The 15,081-nt window shown below is 60.0% G+C and carries 16 protein-coding genes; 3 read left to right on the top strand and 13 right to left on the bottom strand.

What is annotated here, in order from left to right; all coding sequences use genetic code 11:
• Positions 1–21: 21 nt before the first annotated feature.
• Positions 22–1,710, top strand: a complete 1,689-nt coding sequence (locus tag BMZ35_RS08825; RefSeq protein WP_093093080.1) for a chloride channel protein — start codon at positions 22–24, stop codon at positions 1,708–1,710.
• A gap of 9 nt (positions 1,711–1,719) precedes the next feature.
• On the opposite strand, the gene BMZ35_RS08820 is transcribed toward BMZ35_RS08825, so the two are convergent.
• The 5 genes from BMZ35_RS08820 to cobS form a co-directional block, all read right to left on the bottom strand.
• Positions 1,720–2,064: a DUF427 domain-containing protein gene (locus BMZ35_RS08820; RefSeq protein WP_093093078.1), complete on the bottom strand. Its 345-nt coding sequence runs from the start codon at positions 2,062–2,064 to the stop codon at positions 1,720–1,722.
• A 77-nt stretch (positions 2,065–2,141) separates the two neighbouring features.
• Positions 2,142–3,938 carry an aminopeptidase P family protein gene (locus BMZ35_RS08815; RefSeq protein ID WP_093093076.1) on the bottom strand — a complete coding sequence of 599 codons (1,797 nt, stop codon included), beginning with the start codon at positions 3,936–3,938 and terminating at the stop codon, positions 2,142–2,144.
• Between the two features lie 124 nt (positions 3,939–4,062).
• On the bottom strand, positions 4,063–5,937 hold the full coding sequence (cobT, locus tag BMZ35_RS08810) for a cobaltochelatase subunit CobT (RefSeq protein WP_093093074.1): 1,875 nt from the start codon (positions 5,935–5,937) through the stop codon (positions 4,063–4,065).
• Positions 5,938–6,010: 73 nt separating this feature from the next.
• Positions 6,011–6,412 (bottom strand): hypothetical protein, encoded by a 402-nt coding sequence (locus tag BMZ35_RS08805; RefSeq protein WP_093093072.1) that lies wholly within the window; start codon positions 6,410–6,412, stop codon positions 6,011–6,013.
• Positions 6,413–6,566: 154 nt separating this feature from the next.
• The gene (gene cobS, locus BMZ35_RS08800) at positions 6,567–7,541 is read right to left on the bottom strand and encodes a cobaltochelatase subunit CobS (protein WP_093093070.1); all 975 of its coding nucleotides are present in this window, start codon (positions 7,539–7,541) and stop codon (positions 6,567–6,569) included.
• Positions 7,542–7,750: 209 nt separating this feature from the next.
• On the opposite strand from cobS, the gene msrB reads away from it, so the two are divergent.
• The gene (gene msrB / locus BMZ35_RS08795; protein ID WP_093093341.1) at positions 7,751–8,209 is read left to right on the top strand and encodes a peptide-methionine (R)-S-oxide reductase MsrB; all 459 of its coding nucleotides are present in this window, start codon (positions 7,751–7,753) and stop codon (positions 8,207–8,209) included.
• Positions 8,210–8,243: 34 nt separating this feature from the next.
• Here msrB and BMZ35_RS08790 read toward each other — a convergent pair whose 3' ends face one another.
• The 3 genes from BMZ35_RS08790 to BMZ35_RS08780 all read right to left on the bottom strand — a co-directional run bounded on the left by BMZ35_RS08790 (position 8,244) and on the right by BMZ35_RS08780 (position 10,050).
• Positions 8,244–8,954: a response regulator transcription factor gene (locus BMZ35_RS08790; RefSeq protein WP_093093068.1), complete on the bottom strand. Its 711-nt coding sequence runs from the start codon at positions 8,952–8,954 to the stop codon at positions 8,244–8,246.
• A 15-nt stretch (positions 8,955–8,969) separates the two neighbouring features.
• Positions 8,970–9,179: a hypothetical protein gene (locus BMZ35_RS08785; RefSeq protein WP_093093066.1), complete on the bottom strand. Its 210-nt coding sequence runs from the start codon at positions 9,177–9,179 to the stop codon at positions 8,970–8,972.
• 247 nt (positions 9,180–9,426) lie between these two features.
• Positions 9,427–10,050 (bottom strand): J domain-containing protein, encoded by a 624-nt coding sequence (locus tag BMZ35_RS08780; RefSeq protein WP_093093064.1) that lies wholly within the window; start codon positions 10,048–10,050, stop codon positions 9,427–9,429.
• Positions 10,051–10,125: 75 nt separating this feature from the next.
• On the opposite strand from BMZ35_RS08780, the gene BMZ35_RS08775 reads away from it, so the two are divergent.
• Positions 10,126–10,383: a BolA family protein gene (locus BMZ35_RS08775; RefSeq protein ID WP_093093061.1), complete on the top strand. Its 258-nt coding sequence runs from the start codon at positions 10,126–10,128 to the stop codon at positions 10,381–10,383.
• 2 nt (positions 10,384–10,385) lie between these two features.
• Here the strand turns inward: BMZ35_RS08775 and BMZ35_RS08770 are convergent, their stop codons facing one another.
• The 5 genes from BMZ35_RS08770 to BMZ35_RS08750 form a co-directional block, all read right to left on the bottom strand.
• Positions 10,386–10,883: a DUF4177 domain-containing protein gene (locus BMZ35_RS08770; RefSeq protein ID WP_093093059.1), complete on the bottom strand. Its 498-nt coding sequence runs from the start codon at positions 10,881–10,883 to the stop codon at positions 10,386–10,388.
• 21 nt (positions 10,884–10,904) lie between these two features.
• Positions 10,905–11,510 carry a class I SAM-dependent methyltransferase gene (locus tag BMZ35_RS08765; RefSeq protein ID WP_093093057.1) on the bottom strand — a complete coding sequence of 202 codons (606 nt, stop codon included), beginning with the start codon at positions 11,508–11,510 and terminating at the stop codon, positions 10,905–10,907.
• A 57-nt stretch (positions 11,511–11,567) separates the two neighbouring features.
• Entirely contained in the window at positions 11,568–12,044 is a 477-nt protein-coding gene (locus BMZ35_RS08760; RefSeq protein WP_093093055.1) for a thioesterase family protein, read from the bottom strand.
• Between the two features lie 81 nt (positions 12,045–12,125).
• A complete protein-coding gene (gatB, locus tag BMZ35_RS08755; protein WP_093093053.1) occupies positions 12,126–13,637 on the bottom strand; it encodes an Asp-tRNA(Asn)/Glu-tRNA(Gln) amidotransferase subunit GatB in 1,512 nt (503 codons plus the stop codon).
• A 74-nt stretch (positions 13,638–13,711) separates the two neighbouring features.
• Entirely contained in the window at positions 13,712–15,016 is a 1,305-nt protein-coding gene (locus BMZ35_RS08750; RefSeq protein WP_093093051.1) for a hypothetical protein, read from the bottom strand.
• Between the last annotated feature and the right edge of the window lie 65 nt (positions 15,017–15,081).

Here is a 15,081-nt window from a genome sequence, read left to right as displayed (position 1 = left end):
CACCCAACTAGTCGGGGCGGCATGGCAAAGTCGGTCGGATCTTTCCTGTCAGAAAGCGCGCAACAGGCGGTCAGCACCTGCAAAGGGGGCTGGCGCATCCTCTTGGACAAGGGGCCAAGCCAGTTTCAGTTTTGGCTGATTGCGCTGATTATCGGGATCGCGGCGGGCTTTGCCGCGCTTGGATTTCGAAAAGGTATCGCTTGGCTGCAATCGACGCTTTATGGCACCGATGACCTGACCCACCTGCACAGTTTCGCCAACACCCTGCCGTGGTACATGTTGTTGCTGATCCCGATCATGGGCGGATTGGTCGTTGGCCTGATCCTGCATCGCTTCACACCGGATGGCCGGGTGCGCTCGGTTGCGGACGTGATCGAGGGCGCCGCCTTGCACGAAGGCCGGGTCGAGGGGCGCGAAGGGGTGGCCTCGGCGCTCGCTTCGCTCATCACACTCAGTTCGGGGGGATCGACCGGGCGCGAAGGTCCGGTCGTGCACATGGCTGGTGTGATCGCCAGTTGGGTCAGCAATCGCATTCAGGCCGACGGCATCACCGGGCGCGATCTCTTGGGCTGCGCCGTTGCGGCCGCCGTGTCGGCGTCGTTCAACGCCCCCATAGCTGGAGCTCTATTTGCGCTCGAAGTCGTTTTGCGCCATTTCGCCGTGCATGCTTTTGCCCCCATCGTCATTGCCAGCGTCGCCGGGACGGTGATCAACCGTCTGGAATTCGGAGACGTGACAGAATTCCACCTGCCGATGGCCTCGGCGCTGCAATTCTACCAGGAACTGCCAGCCTTTCTTCTGCTGGGCGGTGTGTGTGGTTTCGTTGCCGTCGCGTTGATGTGGACAATCTTCTGGGCCGAAGACATGGCCAATCATGTGCAGGCCGGTTTGAAAATGCCCCGCTGGCTGCGCCCGGCGGTGTCCGGCGCACTCTTGGGGGCGCTGGCGATCTGGTTCCCGCATATCATCGGCGTGGGATATGAAACCACCTCCGCAGCGCTCACCGGGCAACTCGTCCTGCACGAAGCGATTGTCTTTGCCGTGCTCAAGGTTATCGCGGTGTCGATCACCATGGCCGGGCGCATGGGCGGGGGGGTGTTCTCGCCCTCGCTGATGGTTGGCGCGCTGACTGGTCTCGCTTTCGGGATGATCGCCACAGCCGTCTTCCCGGACGTGTCGGGCACCATCACGCTATACGCACTGGCGGGTACCGGCGCCGTCGCCGCAGCCGTGCTTGGCGCACCGATTTCGACAACCCTGATCGTATTCGAGCTGACCGGTGACTGGCAGACCGGGCTTGCAGTAATGGTCAGCGTGTCGATCTCCACCGCGCTTGGCTCGCGACTCGTGGATCGCTCGTTCTTTCTTACACAGCTTGAACGCCGCAATGTGCACGTCGCGGCAGGCCCGCAGGCCTATCTCCTGAGCATGTTCCGCGTGGCCAAGGTCATGCGGCCCAAGGATCATCCGCGCGCTGCGCCCGAAGACCGCCTGTGGGAGATGATCGCCGAGGGCACCTATATTGATGGCAATGCCACATTGGAAAGCGCGATGCCGATCTTCGAGACCACCGGAACACCATTTCTTCCGGTCGTTACCCTCACGGGTGAGGATGCGCCCCCCGAGCTTTGGGGGGCGCTGTTTCATGTGGATGCCCTGCGTGCCTACAATCGCGCTCTGGCGGCGACGGCGGCAGAAGAACATAGTTGAGAGGCGGGCTCAGATGCGCTCGACCGTGACCAGGTCGCTTTTGTAAAATGCCACGTGATCCTTGATCCGCGCCACGTCTTCAATTGGCGACTCGTAGCTCCAAGCCGCGTTTTCGATGGTCTGGCTCTTAGTGACAATCGAGAAATAGGACGCATCGCCCTTGTGCGGGCAATGGGTGCGGTGCGTGCTGGTATCAAGGAAAGCCATCGCGATATCCTCGCGCGGGAAATAAATGACGGGTTCCAAATCGCCTTCACTCAGTTCCAGTGCATTGTTGCTTTCGCCCAGAACTGCGCCGCCCGCGCGAACGCTCCATTTTCCATCGGCCTTTCGAATGGTGATCAGCTTGTTCATCCGTCTTATCCTTCGTTTTGCCGCCCTTATATCAGCGCGGCGTGTGACAGGGGCATGTCACATTGGCGCACGCGCACTCAGAGTGCGGCGGTGGCGGCATCCAACCACAAACGCGCGTCGGGTTCCAGCCGCGGGCCAATAACCTGACGGCACGTTTCATGATAGCGGTCGATCCAGACACGCTCCTCGGCGCTCAGCATGTCGACGACGATCAGGTGCCGGTCAATCGGTGCATAGGTCAGGGTCCGGAAACACAACATGTCGCGATGGTCATCCCCTCCCGGCAGCGCGGCGGCCTGTTCCACCACGATCAGGTTCTCGATACGGATGCCGAAGGCGCCATTGCGGTAGTAACCCGGCTCGTTGGACAGGATCATGCCCGGTTCCAACGGCACGTCGCTGACCCGGCTGAGACGCTGCGGTCCCTCATGCACGCAGAGATATGCGCCGACTCCATGCCCCAGACCATGATCAAAATCCTGTCCGGCCATCCACAGGGGCATACGACCAATGGCTTCGATGTGGCTCCCGGCCAGGCCCTTGGGCCATCGCAGGCGCGACATGGCGATCATTCCCTGCAGTACACGGGTAAAGGCACGGCGCTCTTCCTCGCCTACCTCTCCGACAGGCAGGGTGCGGGTGATATCCGTAGTACCGTCCTGGTACTGACCTCCGCTGTCCAGCACGAGAAGATCTCCGGGGGCCAGCTCACGGTTGCTTTCGTTTGTGACCCGGTAATGCATGATCGCGCCATGCGGTCCGGTGCCGGCGATTGTGTCAAAGCTGATGTCGAGCAACGCATTGCTGGCGCGCCGACATTCCTCGAGCTTGGTCACGACGTCGATTTCGCTGATCCCGCCCTGCGCGTGGCGGTCAAACCAGCTCAGGAAATTCACAACGGCGGCGCCGTCGCGCAAATGGGCCTCGGCCATTCCGGCAATCTCGGCGGCATTCTTACGCGCCTTTGGCAGTACGCAGGGTTCGGCACCAAAGGCGACCTCGCATCCGGCGCCCTCAAGCGCATGGTGCACCGCAAGCGGGGCGCTCACCTTATCGAGCCGCACGGGACCTTGCAGCGCCCGGAGACCGGGAACAAAGGCATCCGGCGCGTGCACGCGCACTTGCGCGCCGAGATGGCCGCGCACCGATGCTAGTTTTTCATCTGCCATGAATAGATCAACGCTGGCATCATCATGCAGAATGGCAAATCCATGCGCCAGCGGATTGCGGGGAATGTCTCTGCCCCGGATATTGAGCAGCCAGGCGATGCTGTCGGGCAGCGTGATCACCGCAGCACGATGCCCCGCCGCCGACAGATCACTTGCAAGCCGTGCGCGTTTTTCGCTGTGGGCCTCGCCGGCAAACTCAAGCGGCTGCTCCGCAACCGGCGCCATTGGTGGGCCGGGCTGGTCCTCCCAGATTTGGTCAATCAGATTGTCGCCGGGCACAAGGGTGATCCCGCTACCCGCCAGGGCCTCTTCCAGTTCCGCGATCTGGCCGATCGTGTAGAGCCACGGATCAAACCCGACGCGCCCGGTCCCAAGCGCCTGCAAAATCCACGGGCCCGGTTTCGTTTCGGGCCAGTCCACCGGGGTGAAACACCCTGCCACCTGTTCGCGCACCTGCACGCGATAGCGCCCGTCGACAAAAACCCCGGCCTGATCCATCAGAACCACGCAAAACCCGGCTGACCCGGTGAATCCGGTCAGCCACGCAAGCCGGTCATCGCGCGGCGCGACATATTCCCCCTGATGCGCATCGGCGCGTGGCACAAGATAGCCTTGCAAACCCTGTGCCTGCATCTCCTGCCGCAACCGATCCAACCGCGCCGGGCCCTGTTCGGGGCGCGCCAAAACACTGAAATCTTGAAACATCTCGTCCCTCTTGCTGACCCGCAGGCTATCAACGCGCTCCCCAAAGGCAAGCGCTTCTCGACTTCATATCGCCGGAAATACTCCGGGGGAGTCGCCCAAAAAAGGCGGCGGGTGCAGCGCCCCCTTACCCGGCCTTACGCATGCCCATCACCCGTGCACGGGCGCGTGGGTCGCTGTCAAACAGGGCGGCCAGCTGCTCGGTCATGGCCCCGGCGAGCTGCTCGACGTCGGTGATCGTTACGGCGCGGTCATAATAGCGCGTCACGTCATGCCCGATCCCAATCGCCAGAAGTTCAACCTGCTTGCGCTTTTCCACCATGGCAATCACGTCGCGCAGGTGTTTTTCAAGATAGTTGGCCGGGTTCACAGACAAAGTGCTGTCATCCACCGGCGCCCCATCTGAGATCACCATCAGGATCTTGCGCGCCTCGCGGCGGGCCAGCATCCGGCGATGCGCCCATTCCAGCGCCTCGCCGTCGATGTTTTCCTTCAGCAGCCCTTCTTTCATCATCAGACCCAAATTCTGACGCGACCGGCGCATCGGGGCATCGGCCTTTTTGTAGATGATGTGGCGCAGATCGTTCAGGCGCCCCGGTTGCTGCGGGCGGCCGTCATTAAGCCATTTCTCACGGCTCAAACCGCCTTTCCAAGCACGCGTGGTAAAGCCCAGAATCTCCACCTTGACGTTGCAACGCTCCAGCGTGCGGGCCAGAACGTCAGCACAGATCGCCGCAATCGAAATCGGCCGCCCGCGCATCGACCCGGAATTGTCGAGCAACAGCGTCACCACCGTGTCGCGGAATTCGGTATCCTTCTCGACCTTGAACGAAAGAGGCGTCGTCGGGTTGGCGACAACGCGCGCCAGTCGCCCGGCGTCAAGAATGCCTTCTTCCCGGTCAAATTCCCAACTGCGATTCTGTTGCGCCTGCAAACGGCGCTGCAGTTTGTTGGCAAGACGGCTCACCGCGCCCTTCAGCGGTTCCAGCTGTTGATCAAGATAAGCGCGCAAACGCTCCAGCTCGACCGGCTCGGCCAGCTCCTGAGCATCAATCTCTTCGTCATGGGTCGTGTCATAGACCGTGTAATCCGGGTCGGCCTCGGAGACTGGCGGCGGGGGCGGGGGCTCGAGAGGGGCCTCACCATCAGGCATCTCGGCCTCATCGCCCATTTCCTCTTCGGCCATGTCATCCATCGAGACCTGCGCCTCGGACATGTCCTGCTGCTCTTCCTGCGCCTGTTCGGGATTAGCCTCGCTCTCGTCCTGGCTCTCATCCTGGCCGGTGCTGTCCGGATCGTCCTGTTCCTCGGCGTTTTCCTCGGAGTCGTCCTGATCCTCATCGTCGATCTCGTCCGGATCGTCCCCAAGCTGGTCGCCATAGCCGAGGTCTTCGATGATCTGGCGGGCAAACTTGGCAAATCCCTGTTGATCGGACAGCATTTCCTGCAGGTCATCCAGATGCTCACCGGCGCTTTGCTCGATAAAGCCACGCCACAGCTCCATGACATTGGCCGCCGCCGGGGGAAGGTCGCGCCCGGTGGCAAGGTGGCGGATCAGATAGCCTGCGGCAACGGGCAGCGGGGCCTGCTCGGTCGAGGTGATCTCGCCATAGCCGCGCCCGGTTGCTTCATGCGCGATCTTGACGTCAATGTTGCTGGCCGTGCCGGGCATGTCGCGCGCGCCCATCGCCTCGCAACGGGCGGTCTCCATGGCTTCGTACAGCTCGCGTGCAATGCCCTGCTGCGGCGCGTAACGGGCATGGGTGGCCCCGTCGTGATACTTGCGGTGCAACGCCAGCGCGTCGGCGGTGCCGCGCGCCAGAAGCACCTCGTCCCGGCTCATGCGGCGGCTGATCTGGGGCAGGCGCATGGCATCGCCCGAAACCCCGGAAGGGTCGACCGTATAGGTAACGCTCAGGTCGGGATCGTCGGCCATTACCTTCGTGGCTTCGGCCAGCGCCTTCTTGAACGGATCAGCGGGATTGTCGGACTTGGTGCTCATGCCTGTTGTAAATCATGGGTGCTGGCCCTAGCGCAAGTCACGATCGACGTGACGCTGCGCGGATTTGGTACCGTTATCCCAGCAACTGAGCCCGACAGGTTTCCACATTACGTGCCGCCAGAAGGCGTGCGTGGTGCTGTTCCCTTTCGTCGCTGCCAAAGGTTGCCCGTGTCAAAAGCGCAGCCTGCGCCATTTTTGCCTCGATGCGCCAGTTGAGCACCGCACGCCCTCGCTCCAGCGGCATCATGGCGTCGAGAATGTCGAGAACAGCTGCACGTTCAAGTTTGATCGCGTCGGCGGCCGCGCCATCAAACATCCACTGAAATTCCATTTCCGCCGTCAGACGCCCCGCGCAGGTGGCAAAAAACTGCAGCGGCGACTGTCCCGACAGGGAATTCGCGCTTGTTGGAAGCGAATGCGCGACCACCGCCGAGGCTATGCTGAATGCAAGCGCAAGAGTTTTCAAACCGCCCATGAAGTGATCTTCGGGGCAAAATTATCGCCAATCAAGCGTGCAGTTGAAAAACTTCCCGCGGCTCGACCTTGTCTGAAGCGGCGTCTGCAGTGCCCCGGCACGAAAAAAGCCGGCCCCTTGCAGAACCGGCTTTCTCAAAATCCATGCTGTGGTGTTAGCCGAGGCTGACGCTTGCCGCGCTTTCGGGAAGTTCCTCGTCAAAGCAGCGCTGATAGAATTCGGCCACGGTCTGACGTTCCAACTCGTCACATTTGTTGAGGAACGACAGGCGGAAGGCATAGCCGACATTGCGGAAAATCTCGGCATTGAGCGCCCAGTTGATCACGGTCCGGGGGCTCATCACGGTCGACAGATCGCCATTCATGAAGGCAGTGCGCGACAGGTCCGCAACGGTCACCATCTGGCTGACGATCTTGCGGCCCTTCTCGGTGTTGTAATGCGGTGCCTTGGACAACACGATCGCGGTTTCCGCGTCATGGCTGAGATAGTTCAGCGTCGCCACCAGCGACCAGCGGTCCATTTGCGCTTGGTTGATCTGTTGCGTGCCGTGGTAAAGGCCCGTCGTGTCGCCCAGACCCACGGTGTTGGCCGTGGCGAACAGGCGGAAATAGGGGTTCGGTGTGATCACTTCGTTCTGGTCAAGCAGCGTCAGCTTCCCGTCGTGTTCCAGAACGCGCTGGATCACGAACATCACGTCGGCGCGGCCTGCATCGTATTCGTCGAACACGATCGCGGTCGGGTTACGCAGCGCCCAGGGAAGAATCCCCTCGTGGAATTCAGTCACCTGCTTGCCGTCGCGCAGCTTGATCGCATCCTTGCCGATCAGGTCGATCCGGCTGATATGGCTGTCAAGGTTGACGCGGACACAGGGCCAGTTCAGGCGGGCGGCAACCTGTTCGATATGGGTCGATTTACCCGTGCCGTGATAGCCCTGGATCATCACGCGGCGATTATGGGCAAAGCCTGCGAGGATGGCCAGCGTGGTATCGGGGTCGAACTTGTAGGTCGGATCAATCTCGGGCACCCGGTCGGTGCGCTCTTCGAACCCGCGCACTTTCATGTCGGTGTCGATGCCAAACACATCCCGGACCAGAATATCTTCGGTGGGTTTCGCGTTGGTGTCAGTCATCGGTTATGTCCCTTTCGCGCCGGAGATCACTTCGCAGGCTTTAAATTCATTGCCCGGTTAACGAGGCTGTGGTGCACCATATTGCGCCGGACCACAAGGGCAAGTGGAATTGACGGGGCGTTGCAATCATTCTCACGCAGGCGTGCTCAGGGTTTAGTTGCCCCGGCGACCTGCTCCGCCCATCTTTTGCGGTAAAGGAGGATCACATGATGAACCGACGCCGTTTCCTTGCCAGCTCTGCCGTGGTGACGCTTTTTCCGCAATGGGCCGGTGCGGGCGGGTTCGAAGTGACCCGCACGGACGCCGAATGGCGGGCCATGCTGACGCCCCTGCAATACAAAGTCATGCGGCAGGAAGGAACCGAGCGCGCAGGCTCGTCGCCTCTCGACAAGCAATATGGCGAAGGTCGGTACCACTGCCGTGGGTGCGACCTGCCGCTGTATTCTTCACGCCACAAGTACGACAGCGGCACGGGGTGGCCCAGTTTCTACAAATCCCTTCCTGGGGCCATTGGCACCAAGGAGGATCGCAAGCTGTGGAGGGTGCGTACCGAAGTGCATTGCCGCCGCTGCGGGTCTCATCTGGGGCACGTCTTTGATGACGGTCCCAAACCCACGGGCAAGCGGCATTGCCTCAACGGTGTCTCGCTGGTGTTCAAACCGGCCTGACGGACGATCCGGACCGAGCCGCCCGAATCCTGCCTTACTGCAGCGTATCTTCCGGTTTCATAACGAACCGATACCCTAACCCGTATAAGGTTTCGATTGCATCGAATTCAGGATCGACCTTGCGCAGCTTGATCCGGATACGCTTGATCTGGCTGTCAATGCTGCGATCGGTAACGTGGATGTCGTCGCCATATGCGCTGTCCAGCACCCGAGCCCGGCTGAACACGACGTTCGGGCGCTGCGCGATGATCCACAGCACGTTGAACTCGGTTCCGGTCAGGTAGACAGGATGCCCGTTCCAGCTGACCTCGTGGCAATCGCGGTCCATGTGCAGCGCGCCGCGTGTCAGGGACGCGCCTTCGCCAATTTGCGCGGCGACGGTCTCGGGTTTCCGGCGCAGACAGGCGCGCACCCGTTCCACCAGCACACGCGGCGAAAATGGCTTGTGCATGTAGTCATCCGCGCCAAGACGCAGCCCCATCGCTTCGTCCAGATCCGAGGTCTCGCCGCTCAGAAACATTACTGGCAGGTTCGAGCTTTCCCGGATGCGCCGCAGCATTTCAAAACCGTCGACCCTCGGCATCTGAACATCCACCACAGCCAAATCGGGTTTGGATCGCCCAATGGTGCGCAATGCCTGCTCGGGGTCGGTAAACCCCTGAACCTTGTACCCCTCTTTTTCGAGAAGCTGCGAGACTGCGCTCAGCACCGTGCGATCGTCGTCGACCAAAACAAGATTTGCCATGTTTTCAGCCCTTTCTCAGAGATCACGCGCCTTGCCCACATGGACAAGATAGGACAGGTCAGTGTGATAAGTGTCGAGTCGCGCTTCGCGACGGCTCGGGATCGGATCGTCGGACCGGATCAGGCCGCGAAACAAACGGCGCATGAAAAACCCTTCGCCAAGATACTGGATGGCGGGCAAAAGAAAGCGATCAGTGTTGCGTGTGAAAGCCACAGATGTGGACATGTGTAGTTCCCCCGAAATCATGCGGCAGAAAAGCCTGCCAGGTGCCGGGGAAAATGGGCATGTTACTGCGCATCCGCCCCGGTTCACTCCGGATATGGGGCGGTTTTGGGCGCATTGATTTGGCCAAATTGACAGAAAATTGGGAAAACCTGCCAACATGGCGGAATTCGCGCAAATCCAGCGGGTGATCTCCGTACCCAAAGCTGCGCCAAAACGAAACGGGGCGGCCCACGGGCCGCCCACAGGGTCACTTGAAGTTCCGGCTTTCCTTGATCTGGTCCCAGGCCCAGACCACTTCCTGCAACTGTTCTTCCTGGCTGCGGTCCCCGCCATTCATGTCGGGGTGCAGCACCTTGATCAACTTCTTGTACGCCTTGCGCACCTCGGCCTTGGTCCAGTGGTCCTGCGCTTCAAGAATCTCGATCGCGCGCCGTTCTGTCGGGGGCAAACGACGCGAACCGCCGCCGCCTTTTCCGGGATTCTGCGTGGCATTTGCGCCCAGTACCTGATGCGGGTCTTCAATGCCAAGCCGCGCCCAGGCGCGTGCCTCCGGATCGGTGAACTTCCTTGTTTCGCGCTCCCAGACCTTGTCCTTGGACATCTGCGCATTGATCTCGGCCTCGGTCGTGCCGTCAAAGAAATTCCACTTGAGGTTATACTCGCGCACATGGTCCTTGCAGAACCATTTATATTCGTCCAGCACGTCGGGCGCGCGGGGCGCCCGATACTTGCCGGGTTCTTCGCAACCTTCGTGTTCGCACACGCGCGTTGACGTTTCCTGTGCGCCGGACATGCCACGCCGGCCACGAGGGTTGTTCTTCTTGGCCGATTTCACGGACATATCAAAACCGAAGGGGTCTGGTTTGGTCATGAACTCACCTTTTCGACTCGGAGCAGGGAGTTTACCCTAACGGGGAAAAGATTGAAGAGGCTGGAGGCAAAAAACATGTCCGTGACACAGGAAATTCATGACCGTTTGAACGCCGCTTTTGCACCGCGCGAACTCGACGTCGTGGATGATAGCGAACGCCACCGGGGCCATGCCGGCTACCAGGAGGGCGGAGAAAGCCATTTCAACGTATATATCCGGGCTGCGGCCTTTGAAGGGCAAAGCCGCGTGGCCCGGCATCGCGCTGTTCACAAGGCGCTTGGCGCCGACCTCGTGGCACGCATTCACGCACTGGCGCTGGATATCGGTGTCTGAGCCTAAGTCTCGGGCGGCTTTTCCGCACGCGCTTTGAGTGCAACCGAGATATCACTGACATTGTCCGCTTCATCCGGGTCGCTCACCGCGCTTGCACCGGTTGCATCTTTCTTGTTCAGAACCAGGGGCTGCGGTTCGGTTTCCTCCACCGCCGTTGTCTCATTCTCATCCATCCCAGCAGGCGCATCGCTTTCCGTGTCCGGAGGCGGTAGCTCTGCAGGCGCCGGATGGTCGAGCAAGCGCGGCTCGAATGCGTCTACCGTGTCGGTGCGGCCGCGGCGAAAGACCAGAACACTGCGATAGATTGTCGTGCTAGCCGTCAGGCCGCTGCGTTCCTCGCTGGGGAGGGTTTCGGCCCGCTGAAATTCCCATCCTTCGGCGGCCATTTCATTCATCAGCATTTCCAGCGCGTTGGCGAACCGGCCTTCGGGGCCTTTGACACCACGGGCCTTGCGGCCTTTGGCAGGGGCGGGGACAACTTTGTATTCGAATTGGGTCATGTCGGTCTGAAATCTGTTTTGTTAACGGCGCATGTTCTTGGGAAGCAGAGTCAGGCTGTCGGGATAGTCGGGTACGGCTACGGATTCCTTGAACACCGCCCAAGAGGGGAATTTGTCTTGTGGGTCGCGAGGTTTGGACAGGGCCGTCCGCATCACGGGCTGATCGACCAACAGGGCAAACGTGTTGACGGAATACTGCACCAAAGGCCATTTCGGATCATAGTCATGTCCAGCGATCATGCCGCCGACCTTGACTTTGGAATACCAGTCGAAAATGGTCTTGCCCCGGTTTTCCCCGGTGTGGGCATAGCCGTCGATATAGACAAAATCGAAAAACTCGTTGGGAAACGCATCCAGCGCATCGTCGAAGGTCATGCGCAACAGCCAGTAGGGTTTGCCTATGCCGACATTCTTGAGTGCTGCGATGTATTCGGCCGTATCGTGCCGATCGCCATAGATATCGACGCCGTAAAACTGAGAAAACAGCCCGGTTTCCATCATGCGTTTGGAGTACCAGCCGCCAGCAACCCCCAATTCAATGCCGATCAACCCGTCGCGCTCAAGAAAATGCGGCAGGTCTTTGCGTTCCTGAACAATATCGACGATGTCAGCCTTGGGTGGTTCCATTCGCGCAGCCTGTCATGGATCGGGGCGCGCGGTCCAGAGGGTTCTGGAACCGGAGGCCTATTTGTGCCGAATCCCCATCTGGCGCCCAACCCGATCCGGACGAGGCAGGGTCGCATGGGCTGCCCGAAGCGCCTTTACGTTGGTCAGGATCGGTTCGGGCATGGCCGCCACCCGAGGTCCACTCTGGTCGATATGCAATCCAAGCCCTTCACCCGTGGCCGAAATCCAACCGTCTTCGTGGATCAGTTCCTGATAGAAGTGAAAGGACTTGTCGTCGTGGTCCAGCAGTTGGAAGCTGGCGCGCAGCCTGTCGCCAAGATGCACTTCCCTCACGTAGCAGATGTGAAACTCTGCCGAGAATGTCGTGCACCCTGTGCGTTCGAGATAATCCGGGCCAAACCCAAGCTGATCCCAGATCTGGTCGACACCCCGGTCGAACAGGACGTTGTAATAGGCCATGTTGAGATGGCCGTTATAATCGATCCAGTCTTTCTCGACTTCCATGAAGCCGGACATGAAGGGGGCGTCGAACATTTCAATCTCCCGTGGCGGTCAATGCCGCGCCCTTTACCGACGCGATACCGACGTAATACCGACGTGTTGCCGATGTCGGTTTCAGCCGCCGAGCTTCTGTTGCACGAGCTCGTTCACAGCCTTCGGATTGGCCTTGCTGCCGGTCGCCTTCATCACCTGTCCAACGAACCAACCGGCCAGTTTCGGATTGACCTTGGCCTTTTCCACCTGGGCTGGATTGTCGGCAATGATCTGGTCCAGAGCGGCCTCGATGGCGCCTGTGTCCGTGACCTGTTTCATGCCGCGTTCTTCAACGATTACAGAGGGATCGCCGCCTTCGGTATAGACGATCTCGAACAGGTCCTTGGCGATCTTGCCGGAGATGGTTTCAGCCGAAATCAGTTCGATGATGCCGCCAAGTTGCGCCGGGCTGACCGGGCTTTCCGAGATATCGTGGTCTTCTTTCTTGAGACGCCCGAACAGTTCGTTAATCACCCAGTTCGCGGCCAGCTTGCCGTCGCGGCCTTCTGCGACTGCCTCGAAATAGGCCGCCGATTCCGCGTCGGCTGTCAACACGCTGGCATCATATTCGCTGAGGCTGAAGTCATTGACAAAGCGCGCTTTTTTCTCGTCCGGAAGTTCGGGAAGAGAGGCCGCAATATCGTCGACCCAAGCCTGTTCTATCTCAAGAGGCAGCAGGTCGGGGCAGGGGAAGTAACGATAATCATGCGCTTCTTCCTTGGAGCGCATCGACCGGGTTTCGTTCTTGTCCGGATCGTAAAGGCGGGTTTCCTGATCAACCTTTCCACCGGCTTCGACAATGGCGATCTGGCGGCGTGCCTCGTATTCGATGGCGGCTTGAATAAAGCGCATCGAGTTCATGTTCTTGATTTCACAACGCGTGCCAAGATGCGAGAAGTCCTGTGTTTCCATATACTTTTCATAGGCGCCGGGGCGGCACACCGAGACGTTCACGTCCGCGCGCAGGTTGCCGTTCTGCATATTGCCATCACAGGTGCCGAGGTAACGCAAAATCTGGCGCAGCTTGGTGACATAAGCAGCGGCTTCTTCGGGGCCGCGAATGTCGGGCCGGCTCACGATTTCCATCAAAGCCACACCGGTACGGTTGAGGTCGACGAAGGACATGTTCGGGTCCATGTCATGCACCGACTTGCCCGCGTCCTGTTCAAGGTGGATACGCTCGATCCGTACCTTGCGCGCGACGCCCGGCCCCATGTCGACGATGATTTCGCCTTCGCCCACGATCGGGTGATAAAGCTGCGAGATCTGGTAGCCCTGCGGCAGATCAGGGTAGAAGTAGTTCTTGCGGTCAAAGGCCGATTTGAGGTGAATTTCTGCCTTGAGGCCAAGCCCGGTTCGCACGGCCTGTTCAACGCAGTACTCGTTGATCACCGGCAGCATGCCCGGCATCGCCGCATCCACGAAGGCCACGTTTGCGTTCGGCTCGGCGCCGAAGGCGGTCGAGGCGCCGGAGAAAAGTTTGGCGTTCGAGGAAACCTGCGCGTGCACCTCCATTCCAATGACCAGTTCCCAGTCATGTTTGGCGCCCGCGATAACCTTGGGCTTGGGGGTCTCATAGGTGAGGTCGAGCATCGCTCCGGCTCCTTGAATCTCTGGCTGGCCTGCGTTCTAGGCCAGCCGCGATGCAGGAGCAAGGGGGGAGCGGGTCAGGGGTTGATCTGGGTGATGCCTTCGGGCGTGAAATAGACGGTTTGCCCGGCCTGCAGGCCCGAAAGGAAAGGCATTGCAACCGCATGGAGCGCGATTTCCTTGCCTTTGAGGGCGAGACGCTCTTTCGAGATGATCCGCGACGTGTTTTCGAATCCGATTTCGGCATGTCCCCAGATCAGCGGGTGAATCTCACGAAGATGTTCACGGACGACCATGTCGAACCCCTGCCGTAGGGCCGGGGGAAGATCCTGACGCAAACCGTCTTCGTAATATTGTTGGCGCGCGGTCTGCCAGCTTCGGAAAAGGTGGGCCGCCATCAGGTTGGCAACGTGTTGTTCCTTTACCCGGCTAAGAATGTCATGGACCCCATCAAGGAAATACTCGATTTCCAGCATCTCCAACCCGGTTGGATCCACGAGCAGAGCATCAAACCAGACCCAAGTGTAACCGCCTGCCCCCCAAAGGTCATAAGTCTGGGCTGCCACGCGGCGAGCTTGAAGGTCTAGCTGCTCGAAATCGCCGTACCAGCGCGGCAGAAGGTAGTTGCCAAGCGCACGCATGTGGCGAGGGTTCTGCGGGTCAAGCGCAATAAGGTTTTCGAATTCGTGGCTCAGGCGCGTGGCAGGGTGCGGGTTGCCCGGCAGAAGCGCACATCGCGCAGCCGATAGCGCCGGGGAATGGTGCGCTTTCGGGCAGAAACGCTCAAGAATATCGCCTGCGCGATCGAAATGCGCCTGAAATGCCTCGCGGTTGATTTCGCGCAGATCTTCCTTGGCTGAGGCGCCACGCCAGGCCCAGCCGATATCGATATGCATATGCGCCACGATCAGCGCAAGCGCATAGCTATCGGGGTAGTCCTCCAGCATGTACTCCAATGCTTCGATGCCCGAGAAAAAATCACTGTCCTTGGCGGGACGTCCATGCAGCAACGCGTGTTCGGCTGCGCGCACAACGTCGGAACGGGCACCAAAAATCATCAGGTCCGCCAATGGGGTTCCGGCAGTGGTGCAGGCGCGGTTTTGGTCATGCGTGCGGATCAAGTCTTCAAGCTCTTCCCACATTTCCTGACGCGCCAGGAAAAGACCGCGTTCACGCGCTGCGTCACTTTCGACCTGATCGGGGGTCGCCGTGTTGATCGGTATTTGCAACCGGTCCTGCAGATCGCGATAGGTCGGGTTGCCGTCGAGCGGCATTTCCTCGGCCGAGTCGCGACGCGGCAGAGGCAATTTCCGCGTCAGCTTTTGCAGCGCCGGGGCAGCGACGGACGTCGTGCCTGCCTTTTCTGATGAAAAGAGTTTCATTGCGTGAATCTGCTCCTGTTATTGCCATCAGTGTGCAGGTCATTTCAGGCAAAAAAGGGGCACCT

Source organism: Shimia aestuarii, assembly GCF_900114635.1.
Taxonomy (GTDB): Bacteria; Pseudomonadota; Alphaproteobacteria; order Rhodobacterales; family Rhodobacteraceae; genus Shimia; species Shimia aestuarii.
The sequence above is the reverse complement of the archived record's forward strand: the minus strand, read 5'-3'. Positions and strand labels throughout refer to the sequence as shown.

Bases quoted from the DNA above. Each gene is read 5' to 3' on its own strand.
- cobS (WP_093093070.1), bottom strand. From the start codon at position 7,541: ATGACTGACACCAACGCGAAACCCACCGAAGATATTCTGGTCCGGGAT.
- BMZ35_RS08815 (WP_093093076.1), bottom strand. From the start codon at position 3,938: ATGTTTCAAGATTTCAGTGTTTTGGCGCGCCCCGAACAGGGCCCGGCG.
- BMZ35_RS08785 (WP_093093066.1), bottom strand. From the start codon at position 9,179: ATGTCCACATCTGTGGCTTTCACACGCAACACTGATCGCTTTCTTTTG.
- BMZ35_RS08820 (WP_093093078.1), bottom strand. From the start codon at position 2,064: ATGAACAAGCTGATCACCATTCGAAAGGCCGATGGAAAATGGAGCGTT.
- cobT (WP_093093074.1), bottom strand. From the start codon at position 5,937: ATGAGCACCAAGTCCGACAATCCCGCTGATCCGTTCAAGAAGGCGCTG.
- BMZ35_RS08750 (WP_093093051.1), bottom strand. From the start codon at position 15,016: ATGAAACTCTTTTCATCAGAAAAGGCAGGCACGACGTCCGTCGCTGCC.
- gatB (WP_093093053.1), bottom strand. From the start codon at position 13,637: ATGCTCGACCTCACCTATGAGACCCCCAAGCCCAAGGTTATCGCGGGC.
- BMZ35_RS08765 (WP_093093057.1), bottom strand. From the start codon at position 11,510: ATGGAACCACCCAAGGCTGACATCGTCGATATTGTTCAGGAACGCAAA.
- BMZ35_RS08790 (WP_093093068.1), bottom strand. From the start codon at position 8,954: ATGGCAAATCTTGTTTTGGTCGACGACGATCGCACGGTGCTGAGCGCA.
- BMZ35_RS08780 (WP_093093064.1), bottom strand. From the start codon at position 10,050: ATGACCAAACCAGACCCCTTCGGTTTTGATATGTCCGTGAAATCGGCC.
- BMZ35_RS08805 (WP_093093072.1), bottom strand. From the start codon at position 6,412: ATGGGCGGTTTGAAAACTCTTGCGCTTGCATTCAGCATAGCCTCGGCG.
- BMZ35_RS08770 (WP_093093059.1), bottom strand. From the start codon at position 10,883: ATGACCCAATTCGAATACAAAGTTGTCCCCGCCCCTGCCAAAGGCCGC.
- BMZ35_RS08775 (WP_093093061.1), top strand. From the start codon at position 10,126: ATGTCCGTGACACAGGAAATTCATGACCGTTTGAACGCCGCTTTTGCA.
- BMZ35_RS08760 (WP_093093055.1), bottom strand. From the start codon at position 12,044: ATGTTCGACGCCCCCTTCATGTCCGGCTTCATGGAAGTCGAGAAAGAC.
- BMZ35_RS08825 (WP_093093080.1), top strand. From the start codon at position 22: ATGGCAAAGTCGGTCGGATCTTTCCTGTCAGAAAGCGCGCAACAGGCG.
- msrB (WP_093093341.1), top strand. From the start codon at position 7,751: ATGAACCGACGCCGTTTCCTTGCCAGCTCTGCCGTGGTGACGCTTTTT.